We start from the raw sequence: 13,463 nt of genomic DNA, 5'->3' as shown, positions 1-13,463 counted from the left end.
TATCAAAAGGAATAATAATGATATTACCAGTAATTATGGCAGGTGGTTCAGGTACTCGTTTATGGCCGTTATCGCGTGGCAATTATCCAAAACAATTTTTAGCGTTGGATGATTCAAATACAACAATGCTACAACAAACAATCAAACGTTTAGGTGGCATTGAGCATTCGCCAGCTATGCTTATCTGTAATGAAGAACATCGCTTTATTGCCGCTGAGCAGGTACGTCAACTAGATGTTCAGCATTCAGGTATATTCTTGGAACCTGTCGGACGTAATACAGCTCCAGCTATTGCTTTAGCAGCTCTAAAAGCAATAGAAAATGATCAAGATGCTTTACTACTCGTGCTTGCAGCTGATCATGTTATTGAAAATCCAATAGCATTTCAGGAAAGTGTTAAAAATGGTGCAGAGTTGGCTAAGAGAGGAAAACTAGTCACTTTTGGTATTGTTGGAGATAAGCCAGAAACCGGTTATGGTTATATTAAACGTGGTGAACAATACCAAACAGGCTTTGTAGTTGATAAATTTGTAGAAAAACCAAGTTTCGATGTGGCAGAACAGTACATAGAAAGTGGTAATTATTACTGGAATAGTGGCATGTTTATATTTAAAGCGAGTCGCTATTTAGAAGAATTAAAAACATACCGCCCTGATATTTATTCAGCATGTTCAAGTGCGATGAAAGTTCAGAGTGATGATATGGATTTTATTCGTGTTGATAAAGCTGCGTTTGAAGCATGTCCAGATGAGTCTATTGATTATGCAGTGATGGAACATACCAAAGATGCAGTTGTTGTCCCTATGGATGCAGGGTGGAACGATGTAGGTGGTTTTGCTGCTTTGTGGGAAGTATCAAAACAAGATGAAAGTGGCAATGCATTTAATGGTGATGTAAAAGCTATAAATACAAAAAATACATTAGTTTATAGCGATGACAAATTAATAGCAGCAGTCGGCGTTGAAGACCTAGTAATCATAAATACTAAAGACGCTGTATTAGTTGCACATAAAAATGAATCACAAAAAGTTAAAGCAATAGTACAGCAGCTAAAAGATGAGCACCGAAGCGAAGCTACTTTTCATAGGGAAGTCTATCGCCCTTGGGGTAAATATGACTCGGTTGATAGCGGTGAACGCTTTCAAGTAAAACGTATAACAGTTAAACCAGGTGCTAAGTTGTCGGTTCAAATGCATCATCATCGCGCAGAGCATTGGATCGTGGTTTCGGGTACGGCAAAAGTTCACCTAGACGGAAAAGAGCAATACTTGACAGAAAATGAGTCCGTATACATCCCTATAACTTCGGTACATGCACTTGAAAACCCTGGTAAAGTGAACCTTGAACTTATAGAAGTGCAGTCTGGTTCGTATTTAGGCGAAGATGACATAGTTCGTTTTGAAGATAGATATGGCCGAACATAAAAGTGGGTAATTTGATAGTAATTATATTTAGAGGGCACTATGGATAGTTCGATTATTATTGAACAAAGCGGCATTGAGTTTGGCACTTCAGGAGCCAGAGGATTGGTAACACAGTTTTCAAATGAAGTTTGCTTTGCTTTTACCTTGGCATTTTTAAGCACTCAAGGCGAGGTAAAACGAATTGCATTAGCAATTGATAATCGCCCAAGTAGTCCTGCAATTGCTAAAGCATGTTTTAGTGCTGCCAGAGCAATGGGTGTTGAGGTTGATTTTTACGGAGTTATACCAACGCCTGCCCTTGCTTTTAAATCTCAAGAGGATTCAGTACCGGCAATAATGGTAACAGGCAGCCACATCCCATTTGATCGCAATGGGTTAAAGTTTTACACCAAAACAGGTGAAATTACTAAGGCAGACGAAACAAATATCTTATCAGTTAAAGCTCAAGTTAATCATGTCTCACTTTTCACTTTGCCAGAACCAAGTAAAGTTGCTTTTGAGTTATATTTAGAACGCTACTTGAGTGTTTTTTCAAATGATTTACTTAAGAATAAAAAAATTGGTGTTTATCAGCACTCAAGTGCTGGGAGAGAACTTTATCCATTATTATTCAGAGCATTAGGTGCAGAGGTTGTTTGCCTTGGTTACAGCGATAATTTTATACCAATAGATACTGAGGCTGTAGGCGAATCTGATAGAAAGCAAGCGAAAGTTTGGTCTACAGAATATAAGCTGGATGCTATATTTTCTACAGACGGTGACGGGGATCGTCCTTTACTTGCCGATGAAAATGGGAATTACTTTACCGGTGATATTTTGTGTTTATTAGCAGCTAAAAGTTTAGGGATTCAATCACTTTCTGTTCCTGTAAGTTGCACTAGTTCAATTGAGAAAAGTGGATTCTTTAAAAAAGTAATACGCACTAAAATTGGTTCCCCTTACGTGATTGAGGCATTTAAAGCGCTTCAAGAAGATTACAGTAGTGTTGCCGGTTTTGAAGCTAATGGCGGGTTTTTATTAGCTTCTGATATCTATATAGAAAATACAAAAATCACTCGTTTAGCTACAAGAGATGCATTGTTGCCTGTGTTAGCGGTATTAAGCCTTATTGGCAATCAGAAGCTTTCGTCAGCGTTAGAGCTTTTGCCCCATCGTTTTACCCATAGCGATAGATTACAAAATATCGATAAAGAGTTGAGCTCATCTATTATTAATTTAGGGAAGCAAGAAATAGAAAAACTTTTATTGATTTTAAATCTAGAGGGTCTAAAAATAGCTAGTGTTATTGATATAGATGGCCTTCGTTTAACCTTCAGTAATGAGGACGTTGTGCATATAAGGCCTTCGGGTAACGCACCTGAGTTAAGATGTTATACCGAGAGTAATAGCTTTCTAAATGCAAAAAAATTGGCCGATAAAGTATTGGCATCTATTAAACATTACATTAAATCTTAGGCATTTATAATAGTGGCTTTTTTTATAAGGTAAAGTAACTTCTTACCAACCTCGTCTTTTTATTCATTAGTGATTATTAAGGCGAGATTTATAAAAATCAAATCTTTAGCTTTTAAGCCCCTACCAAATTATTTCCTACTTGCAGATGTTAAGTTAAGTGTTTTTAACTTATACGCTAATAAGCTTTTATTTTTTCTCTCAGTATATTTTGTCTTAAAAACTTGTTTTCTAGCTGTTGATTAAGCAGGGTTACAGTATTGTGATTTTGTTAACGCTTAATTAACATGTGGTGGTACTTTAATATTTTAATTGTGTTTTTTTAGTTTATTTCAGCTTTTTATTTTATCGTAAGTTATTGATTTTAACTTTTGTTCCTGTTTTGTATTATTAAAAGTGGTACTTTCGTAGTGTTTTTTGTTCCTTTTGATTTTATTTGTGTATATAATGTTCACCAAGAACTAAATAAATTAACTTTCATTAAACAAATGACTTTAACTTGGTGCCTATAGTGCACTTTTTCATTTTCGAGGGATAAAATGACTAATTCAATACTAAAATTTAAAAAGTTAAGTGCAGTGATCGCACTTACTTTAGCTAGTTCTACAACACTGGCTGCAGATTTAGGCGTTGCCAATAATTTTTCTGCATTTGTTTTTAATGATTTTAAATCGAATTTTGGCCGTGCAGATGGTGCAATTGCAGCAGGTGAAATAGACCTTAAAGGTTATAGCGTAGGTTACACTCGCCCATACAGCCCTGAAGAATATTACCTAATTAGTGAATCAACCATCGATTTTAAATATGGTCGCCAATATGTAGGTAGCATGGTAGCTGGTGGCGGTACTGATGTTCACTGGAGTGTTCGTTGGGGTATGGAGTGGGGCTCTAAAATCCTTTCTAATCAAGATGAATCGGCACTTCCATTTAATTTTGATGAACAAGAGCAATACTACAAAGATTTGAGTACGCAATTAAGTGAACTGGATGAAACAGGCACAGTATACCGTAAATGGGGTGGCCTTTATTTACAAGGTGATGGCAGTTCAGATAGACAAGTATTTAATTTAGATGCACGTGACTTTGCTAAAGCGCATACTTTTAAAGTGTGGGATATCCCTGCTGATGCCACTGTAATTTTTAATATTACAGGTGATGACAATGTAGTTGTGAAAGGCAAGAGTTTTGCACGTTTACGCCACCATTCAAGTAAAACAGTATTCAACTTTACTAATGCACAAAAACTAGATATTAAGGGCAATCGTTGGCAAGGTGTGATACTAGCACCCCATGCTGATGTTAGAGGTGTATACGGCACTGCAAAAATGCCTATTATTGGTCAAAGCTTTTATGGCTCAATGGCACTATTAGGTGGCGAGTTTGATGGTGAATTACCATCAGTAGCTCAACCAATTAAGCCTTTCGCTTTAGAAGAAAAGTGGCATTGGAATTCAAGTGATTTTTTACCGGAATATAATCAAGTTATTTCTACACCTATTGTTGTCCAGCTTAATGACGATAATGGAGATGGTCTAATCGATAACAGTGATGTTTCAGATATTGTGGTTACTACTTATAAAGACAACCTCTTTTATAAGACGGGTTTAGTTCGTGCTTTAAGTGGGGTTGATGGTACTGAATTATGGAATTATGAAAACGGTGGCGTATTTAGCGATACTCGTCATTCTCTAGCCGCAGCAGATTTAGATGGTGATGGTTTTGTAGAGATAATTACAAATGATCAAACGTCAGACGTTTTACAGGTAATTAATCACCTCGGTGAAGTTAAAAAAGAGTTTATAAAAGTAGGAAAGCCAAGTGGTGAGATTACGCTGACTGACATAAATAATGATGGTGTTATTGAAATCATAGCTGGGAATAATGTGTTTAGCTATGAAACTGGTTTTATGTTTTTAACTAATGATAAAGCTCTTTCATCTACAAGCTTCGATTCTAATGGTAACGGTAACCAAGAGATCCTTACAGGTGGGGGCTTATACGACGCTGATGGCGTTAAATTATGGCAATTTAGTGCACCAGGGAATATGTTGTTTAGTGCAGTTGCAAATTTAGATGACGATTTAAATCCAGAAATTGTTATTAGCAATCCAATTGGTGACAGCGTACTTGCGGTACTTGAACACGATGGTAATGTGAAATGGCAAATTAATAATACCACCAACCCTGGAGGCGGGGCTCAAGCCGTTTCTAACTTCCTCGGTGCTAATGAAGTAGGCATTGTACATTCTGGAAGTAAAGCTTTTGATATGTACAATAAGGATGGACAGCTTATTTGGTCTGTTCCAAAATTAGATGGAAGTAATCGATTAGGTGTAACTGCTTTCGATTTTAACGGCGATGGTATTGATGAAGTTATCGTTCAAGAGCGCCTAATTGTTAAAGTACTAAATGGGTTGGATGGTAAATTACTAGCTTCTGCTGCTAATTCTACCTTAGCGTTATGGGAGTATCCTTTAGTAGTTGATCTTGCTGGTGATAATGATGCTGAACTTATTGTTACCTCTAACAATTCTAAGGCCGATTACAGTATAAATAATGGTGTAACGGTTTACGGATCAGTTGAAGGTAGTCTGCCATGGAAAAATGCAACCCGCATTTGGAATCAACATTCGTTTCATCAAACAAATATTGGTCAAGATGGTAAAGTACCAACTGTAGAATTACCAAGTTGGTTAAATAACAATACTTACCGCTCTAGTACACTTAAATAAAAGTACTTTTAGCAAATGAAAGCCAATTAACTTTTAATTGGCTTTTTATTATTAAATAGTTGTTTAAAATAATTGGCAATTAATAATCACGTTGAATTTGAGGTTTTTTTGTCGAACTTACAGCAAGATCCAGCTATTAGAAGTTTATTAGAGCGAATGCCTAAAAACATTCAATCTACCTTTACCGATGAACAGTTAGCGCATTTAAAAATAGCCATTGGCGCTAGGCAGTGGGGTAACCATACTGTTGATTGCAGAGGCGTAGTTAAGTTTTTTAAATACCGTTATTACTATGTTTTTTTAGCAGGGCGAAATAGGCGAGCGCTCAGTGCTAAAGAGCAAAAAATAGCAAGGTTTACTCAAGCAGTATTTTTAAGCTTGGCAGTCACGTTTACTATTTTACTTACATTGCTGGTTTTATATTTGATTAAGTCAGCATTGGGAATTGATATTTTTGAAGGATATTCGTTTGGTGTTTGGAGTTGGTTTAAGGGGTTATTTAATTAAACTTAAATAAAATGTGAGTATTCTTTTTGATACTTAATGAACAAAGTAAGAGTTAGCAAAAAGATTTAAACATGAATTTTAGTACTTTTGTCGGAATCAGTAATTGAACAAAATTGGCTAATACTATATCATCCCCGTGGATTTTGTGGGGCTTTACTCATACTGAATTAGCTATAAGGAATTAAGCAAAATGACATCTCCAAGGACTTTTAAACCTTCAGGTTCCTCTGATGCCAACTTTTACCGATTATTTGATATATTTGCGTTATTTTTAGCTTTTCAGTGCGCAGCTCTTCTTTATGATTTTAAACTCACTCCTATATATGCTGTTTCTGCACTAACCGTTGCACTTAGTTTTTTATACAGCGCTGAGCTGTTTTCTACTTATCGCTCTTGGCGTGCAGGGAAATTTAGAACAATGGTAATGTGTGCATGGGGTAGTGTGCTTATTGCTTTTGCGTTTTTATTAGTTGTGTCTTTTGTATTTAAGTTTACCGAGTCACTTTCTCGTGTTGGTGTGGTTATTTGGTTTTTACTAAGTGTGGCGTATTTATATATTTGGCGCTTAGGGGTTTATTGGTATAAACGTAGTCGCCGTAAGTTAGGATTATCGCAACGCAATGTTGCCATTATTGGTGCTACAGAGTCTGCTGCTTATTTACATGCTGAAATTGTAAAACACGATGAGTTAGGATTTAATTTTAAAGGCTTTTACGATGACAGAAGCCCTGAACGTTTGTTTGAACAACTTGAACAGCAGGGTGTTGAGGGCGGTATACAAAGTGCAGTAGATGCAGCTCGCAATGGCGAAATAGATATACTGTATATAGCACTCCCCATGAAAGCGCAAAAACGTATAGCCGATATTTTATTACAGTTAGGTGATACGACCGTTGATGTGCACATAGTGCCTGACTTTTTACTCTCGAACTTAATACATGCACGTATTGAGCATGTGGGTGATGTTGATACATTAAGCGTGTTTGAAGCGCCATGTATTGGTACTCACGAATTTATAAAGCGAACAGAAGATATTGTTGTTTCAGCTATTATTGTTACCTTAATCACCCCATTATTATTGACTATTGCTGTCGCAATAAAGCTGACATCTAAGGGGCCTATTATATTTAAGCAAGACCGCTATGGCTTAGATGGGCAAAAAATAAAAGTGTGGAAGTTTCGCTCGATGACGGTGACCGAAAACAGCGATGTAGTGACTCAGGCAACCAAAAACGATGCCCGAATAACTCCGTTAGGTGGCTTTTTGCGCCGTACTAGCCTTGACGAACTGCCGCAGTTTATAAATGTTTTAAAAGGCGATATGTCGATTGTTGGCCCAAGGCCTCATGCGGTTGCCCACAACGAAGAATACCGAAAAAAAGTAGAGTTTTATATGTTTAGGCATAAAACCAAACCGGGTATTACCGGTTGGGCACAAATTAACGGCTGGCGAGGCGAAACCGATACTTTAGATAAAATGGCCAAGCGAGTTGAATACGACCTACATTACATTAAACATTGGTCTTTATGGTTTGATGTTAAAATAATTTTTATGACAATTTTTAAGGGATTTAAAAGTGAAAATGCGTACTAATACAATTACCACTTTACTTGTTGCTTTAGGCTTATCAGCACCAGCTTTGGCAGTAGAATTACAACCAGGCAGTGTAATGACTAAAGACGGCGCTGAGATTACACCTACGCTGCAACTAGGTGTGAGCAGCAACGACAACTTTTTTATGACGCCGTCTGCCACTCAGTCACGTTTAATATGGAATATAGCGCCGAGTATAGAAGCGCTTATTGAAGACGGCCCTGACAGTTATAAATTTGATATTGCATCTAGCACGTCGTTTCATAATAAAGACACTACCGATAACTTTACCCAAGTTAATGTGGGTGCCGGCGTACATAAAGAGTTTACTAGCCAACACCGCTTAGATGTTACAGGCGATGCTGATTGGTTATACGAGCCACGCGGTGCGGGTTTAACTGAAGGCCAGGGCAGCGCACTAGATGAGCTTGTAAATTATCAGCAACAAAACCTAACTGCTCGTTACGAATATGGTGCAGAAAGCTCTAAAGCTCAGGTTGCTTTTACAGCAGGTTATTATAACAAAAATTATCAGAACTTTACTGCAGTATCTCAGTACCGTGATTACGACAAGCCTATGCTAGGTATTACAGGTTATTATAATACCCAAGCTGGTACGCGTGCCTTTTTAGAAGTTAAGCAAGAAAACTACCAATACGACGTTATCGATTCAAACGGTATTTCACGTGACTCAGACGACGTAAAAGTATTATTGGGTATGGAGTGGGAAGCCACAGCCGTTACTACTGGCTCGTTTAAAGTGGGTTATCAAAATAAAGATTTTGAGTCAAACCTGCGCGATAACTTTAGTGGTTTAAGTTGGGAAGCTGCTGCAGTTTGGAAACCTCTTACTTATTCATCACTACAGTTGGTTACTAGCCGTGCCGCTAAAGACCCATTACTAGAAGGCGATTACATTCGCGAAAGTGTTTATGGTGCAACGTGGCAGCATGATTGGAGCGATTTTTTAAGCTCGGTAGTAAGTGCTAATTATGTTGACCAAGAATATTCAGGTAACTTAAACCGTAAAGATAAAGTTAAAAATGCTCGACTAGGTTTAAATTACTTAGCCAGTAACTTTGGTATGGTAACCGGTTATGTTGATTTTATTGATCGCAATTCTACCCAGACTAATATTGAATTTGACCGCGTAATTGTTGGCCTTAACTTTACATTTGCATTAAAGGGAAATGAATGAAGGTTAAAATTTTAACGGGCTTAATATTATTACTGAGCTTTTGTAGTTTTGCGAACGATTCGCAAAACTACATTTTAGGTGCAGGTGACAAAATAGAAATTAAAGTATTTGGCCAGCCCGATTTAGATGTAACCTCATTGCTTGGTAATAGCGGTGAGATAAACTACCCATTTTTAGGTAAGGTTAAACTAGTTGGTTTAAGCGTTTCGCAAGTTGAGCAAACAATAAGCGAAGGCTTACAGCCTGACTATTTAGTTAACCCTAATGTATATGCGCAGGTAGTAGAGTATCGACCTTTTTATATTCATGGTGAAGTTAAAGAACCAGGTGCATATCCTTACCAACCTGCTATGACAGTAAATCAAGCAATAGCATTGGCCGGTGGGTTAACCGAGCGTGCCTCAGTTGATAAAATATTTATTTTTAAAGAGCAAACCAAACAGCAGCAACAAAAAGGTAGTTTAAACAGCCAAATTGCAGCGGGTGACACCATAAAAATAGAACAGCGCTTGTTTTAAGCAGTTTAAGGCAGTAATTAAAAAATGAATTCACACTCTGAAAAACCTAGCAACAACGAGGAAGTTATTGATTTAAGTGCTTACCTTAATGTTATTAAGCAAAGCAAATGGAAGATTTTAGGTTTTGCTATTGTAGTTACATTGCTCACTATAATGGTTGCTTTAACGTTAGTGCCTAAGTATGTAGCCACAGCCACTTTATTGATTGAGTCGGAGCAAACCAAGGCGGTGAGTTTTGACGAAATATATGGCTTAGATTCTACTAAAAAAGAATATTACTTAACTCAGTTTGAAGTGATTAAGTCAAACAGTATTGCTCGTGAGGTAATTACTAAACTCAACTTAAAAGATCATTCCGACTTTATTGCTAAGCCTTCACTCACTGGTGAGCTAAAAGGTATGGTTAAGCAATTACTGCCTTTTTTAAATAAAAAAGAAAGCTCTGTTCTTACAGTTGAGGAGCAAGCCGAACGTGAGATGCTGGGCTTACTTGCTGCGTTTAAGTCTCGTTTAACGGTGTCTCCAATTCGTAATACCCAATTAGTGCAAGTAAGTTTTGAGTCGAGCGACCCTAAGCTTGCAGCTTTAGTGGCTAATACCGTTGGTGAAGTTTACATAGAAAGTCAAATGCGCGCCAAAATGGGCATTACTCAGCAGGCATCGAGCTGGTTAAACACGCGTTTATCTGAATTACGTATACAACTAGATAGCTCTGAAGTGCGTTTACAAGCTTACCGAGAAGAACAAAAATTGGTTGATATAGAAGGTATTGCAGGTTTGGTTACCCAAGAGCTTGAGCAAACCTCAAAACAGCTAGTAGATGCGCGAGCGACTAAAAATAACCTAGAAAGCATTAACCGTGTTATTAACGAATATGGTAACGATAACATAGAGTTACTTGGAAGCATGCCTGAAATTACTTCGCACCGTGTAGTACAAGATGTTAAACGCGAAGTAGTATTGGTTGAGCGTAAGGTGAGTGAGCTTAGTGAGGTTTACGGCCCTAAACATCCTAAAATGATTTCAGCTAAAGCTGAGCTTGCTACAGTTAAAACTAACCTTAACAAGCAAATAAAAGGGTTAATTACGGGTATTGAAAAAGAGCTTAACAGAACCACACGCACTGTAAATGCGCTTGAACGCGACTTAGCTAAAATTCGTGCTGAATATCAAGATATTACCCGCAAAGAAACCCAATATAATCAGTTAAAGCGTGAAGTTGAGACAAATCGTAATATTTTTAATACCTTTTTATCACGCTCTAAAGAAACCGAAGTAACCAGTGATTTTAGCTCTGCAGCAGCGCGTTTTACAGACCGTGCTTTTGCACCAAATGAACCGAGCAAGCCTAACAAAAAGTTAATTGTTATTTTAGCTTTTGCGGCTAGTTTAGGCTTTGCGGTAGTAATGACCTTTGTTTTTGATGCCTTAAACGATACAGTTAAAAATAAAAATGATGTAGAAAATAAACTCGCGCAGCGTATGCTTGGTTTGTTGCCTCACGTTGCAGTTCCTAAAAAGAGCTATTTTCCGATTCATGCTTATTTAGAAGATACCTATCGCCGTTTTGCTGAGTCGGTACGTACCTTCCGTACTAGTTTATTGTTAACTCATCTTGACCGTGCGCATCAGGTTATTGCGGTTACCTCTACCTCCCCAGGAGAGGGTAAAACCACCACCTCTGCTAATTTAGCGATGTCGTTGGCACAAATGGGCAAGGTATTACTGATAGATGCCGATTTACGTAAACCAACGTTAGCTAAACGTTTTGATATACCGGTATTTCACCCAGGTTTAAGTAATTTAATGATTGGTACAGATCAATTAGCTGATTGTGTGCACCTTGATACTCAATCGGGTGTCACTATTATGCCAAGCGGGCAAATACCGTCTAATCCACTTGAGCTTTTATCAAACCCACGTTTTGCCGAATTATTTGGCGAGTTAAAAGCGCAGTACGATCATATTATTGTGGATACACCGCCTACACAAGCGGTAAGTGATGCATTGGTAATTGCGCAAAGTGTAGATTCGGTAGTTTATGTTGTTAAATCAGATATTACCCGTATTAAACCTATTACAGCCGGCCTTGAACGTTTATTTGAAGTAAAAGCTCACGTTGCTGGTGTGGTACTAAACAAGGTAGATATGAGTAAATCTAAAGATGAGCATAGCCATGGTTACTATGATTATTACGATTACTCACAGCAACCAGAAAAGCCTCAAGTGTAATTAAGTAATTTATGATTGATATTCATACGCATATTTTGCCGGGTATTGATGATGGCGCTAAAGATTTAACTGAATCTTTGGCGCTTTTGAAATTGGCCGAAAGCGATGGTATTACTCATATGGTGGCAACGCCACATATACATGTGGGGCGCTTTAATAATGCGACGGCTCAAATAAAAAACGATTTAGAGAGTTTAAAGCGAGAGGCAAAAAAAGAAGGTATTAATGTAAAGTTGGCTGCCGCTGCTGAAGTACGTTTGGACATAGAGCTTATGGCAATGGTGATGGCTAATAAACTGCCTTTTATTGGTAAAATAGTAGACAAAAGCGTGTTGTTATTAGAGTTACCGCATTCACACATGCCGCAAGGTTACGATAAGTTTATTCAGTGGCTCGCTAAACAAAATATACGCGTTATTATTCCGCACCCAGAGCGTAATCGCGATATTCAGTCAAATCTTTATTATATTCAACACTTGAACCAATTAGGTTGCGATTTTCAGCTAACGGCATCGAGTATTGAAGGTGAGTGGGGCGAAAGCGCTCAAGCGATATCTTTGCAAATGCTAAAAGATGGTTTAGTGAACTATGTTGCCTCTGATGCTCATTCAGTAAAGCGCCGACCTCCTATATTGAGCCAAGCTAGAAAAACAGTAGCGCAGTTAATAGGTGAAGAGCAGGCCACAATGCTTTTTATAACTAACCCGCTGCAGCTAACCGAGTGCTTATTTAATGACTAAATTAAACATGTTCAAGGTAGTTCCTGCTGCTATATTAGCCATGATAGTACTTGTTATCGCTTATACCAGCATGCAAAGTATGCGTGCAAATGCGTGGTACTTTAATGCACTTAATATTGTGCAAGAGTCGGATGGTGCTTTATCTGGCTCATCGCTTCAGGCGGCAGAAAATGCAATTACATTGGCTACTAATATGGATCCTGAGCATCCTCATTATTGGCATTTTTTAGCCCATATAAAATTACTAAGCCTCAGTGGTGTTGATACCACATCAAGTGATCAAGCCGAACAAGTTAAGCAAACATATCAACAAGCTGAGCAGGCGTTATTAAAGTCGGTTGAGCTTAGACAAACTTGGGCACAAACTTGGATGAGCTTAGCGCAGGTTGTAAGTTATCAAGAGGGGCCAACAGAGCGGGTATACAATTATATTCAGCAAGCCAAAAAAGTAGGCCCATATAAGTTAGATATTCATTTAGGCATTATTCAAATTGCGTTAATGCACTGGAGTGAACTACCACCTACCTACAAAGCCCTTTATGTGAATGAGCTTAAATTAGCTTCTAAATATGGTTATAAATTTTATGATGTGTTTAGTATGGCTGAGCAAATGAATCGTTTGCCAATAGTGTGTTTATCGCTGCAATTTGGTTCTCATTATGAGGCTATCAGAGGCAGTTGGATGTTTAATAAATACTGTGGTTAAAATACCCTCTTCGAGCAACGAGCAACGAGCAACGAGTAACGGGTTTCGGGTAACGGGCCTTGAACCTCGCAGCTCGTCTACTCTGAACTTTAACCTTTTTTGAACCACAGAGAGCACCGAGGCGCTTCGCGCTGCACAGAGAAAAAGCTTCAATTTTGGAAATCTAATAACTAACAACAGTTCTTTAATCTTTGTCTGTAATTACTTCCTCTGTTTTCTCCTATCCTCTGTGGTAAATAAATTTTTAAGAGCTTATTGTAAAGCACAGGTCCGGTTGTCGGATCCCCCCTGTGTCAGGATAGTTGTCGCCTCTAACATTTAGCAGAGGCAAATAAAATGAGACGTCAATTTACACAAGAA

At 38.0% G+C, this 13,463-nt stretch carries 10 protein-coding genes; all 10 read left to right on the top strand.

Annotated elements, in window-relative coordinates; translation table 11 throughout:
* Positions 1 to 17 precede the first annotated feature (17 nt).
* The 10 genes from AAEY57_RS12775 (at position 18) to AAEY57_RS12730 (ending at position 13,103) form a co-directional block, all read left to right on the top strand.
* A complete protein-coding gene (locus AAEY57_RS12775; RefSeq protein WP_350608022.1) occupies positions 18 to 1,424 on the top strand; it encodes a mannose-1-phosphate guanylyltransferase/mannose-6-phosphate isomerase in 1,407 nt (468 codons plus the stop codon).
* A gap of 39 nt (positions 1,425 to 1,463) precedes the next feature.
* Positions 1,464 to 2,879, top strand: a complete 1,416-nt coding sequence (locus AAEY57_RS12770) for a phosphomannomutase (protein WP_350608021.1) — start codon at positions 1,464 to 1,466, stop codon at positions 2,877 to 2,879.
* Positions 2,880 to 3,415: 536 nt separating this feature from the next.
* Positions 3,416 to 5,608, top strand: coding sequence for a choice-of-anchor A family protein (locus AAEY57_RS12765; protein WP_350608020.1), 2,193 nt, complete (start codon positions 3,416 to 3,418; stop codon positions 5,606 to 5,608).
* A gap of 108 nt (positions 5,609 to 5,716) precedes the next feature.
* Positions 5,717 to 6,115: a 3-phosphoshikimate 1-carboxyvinyltransferase gene (locus tag AAEY57_RS12760; protein ID WP_350608019.1), complete on the top strand. Its 399-nt coding sequence runs from the start codon at positions 5,717 to 5,719 to the stop codon at positions 6,113 to 6,115.
* 190 nt (positions 6,116 to 6,305) lie between these two features.
* Positions 6,306 to 7,709 (top strand): undecaprenyl-phosphate glucose phosphotransferase, encoded by a 1,404-nt coding sequence (locus AAEY57_RS12755; RefSeq protein ID WP_350608018.1) that lies wholly within the window; start codon positions 6,306 to 6,308, stop codon positions 7,707 to 7,709.
* On the top strand, positions 7,693 to 8,907 hold the full coding sequence (locus AAEY57_RS12750) for an outer membrane beta-barrel protein (protein ID WP_350608017.1): 1,215 nt from the start codon (positions 7,693 to 7,695) through the stop codon (positions 8,905 to 8,907). The genes AAEY57_RS12755 and AAEY57_RS12750 overlap by 17 nt, the downstream gene beginning before the upstream one ends.
* Positions 8,904 to 9,425 (top strand): polysaccharide biosynthesis/export family protein, encoded by a 522-nt coding sequence (locus AAEY57_RS12745; protein WP_109874797.1) that lies wholly within the window; start codon positions 8,904 to 8,906, stop codon positions 9,423 to 9,425. The genes AAEY57_RS12750 and AAEY57_RS12745 overlap by 4 nt, the downstream gene beginning before the upstream one ends.
* Before the next feature lie 24 nt (positions 9,426 to 9,449).
* A complete protein-coding gene (locus tag AAEY57_RS12740; RefSeq protein ID WP_350608016.1) occupies positions 9,450 to 11,657 on the top strand; it encodes a GumC family protein in 2,208 nt (735 codons plus the stop codon).
* A gap of 11 nt (positions 11,658 to 11,668) precedes the next feature.
* Positions 11,669 to 12,397 (top strand): tyrosine-protein phosphatase, encoded by a 729-nt coding sequence (locus tag AAEY57_RS12735; RefSeq protein ID WP_350608015.1) that lies wholly within the window; start codon positions 11,669 to 11,671, stop codon positions 12,395 to 12,397.
* Positions 12,390 to 13,103: a VpsP family polysaccharide biosynthesis protein gene (locus AAEY57_RS12730; protein WP_290191487.1), complete on the top strand. Its 714-nt coding sequence runs from the start codon at positions 12,390 to 12,392 to the stop codon at positions 13,101 to 13,103. The genes AAEY57_RS12735 and AAEY57_RS12730 overlap by 8 nt, the downstream gene beginning before the upstream one ends.
* Positions 13,104 to 13,463: the final 360 nt, after the last annotated feature.

The sequence above is a fragment of the Pseudoalteromonas sp. MER144-MNA-CIBAN-0113 genome, assembly GCF_040308965.1.
Lineage (GTDB): Bacteria > Pseudomonadota > Gammaproteobacteria > Enterobacterales > Alteromonadaceae > Pseudoalteromonas > Pseudoalteromonas tetraodonis.
The sequence above is the reverse complement of the archived record's forward strand: the minus strand, read 5'-3'. Positions and strand labels throughout refer to the sequence as shown.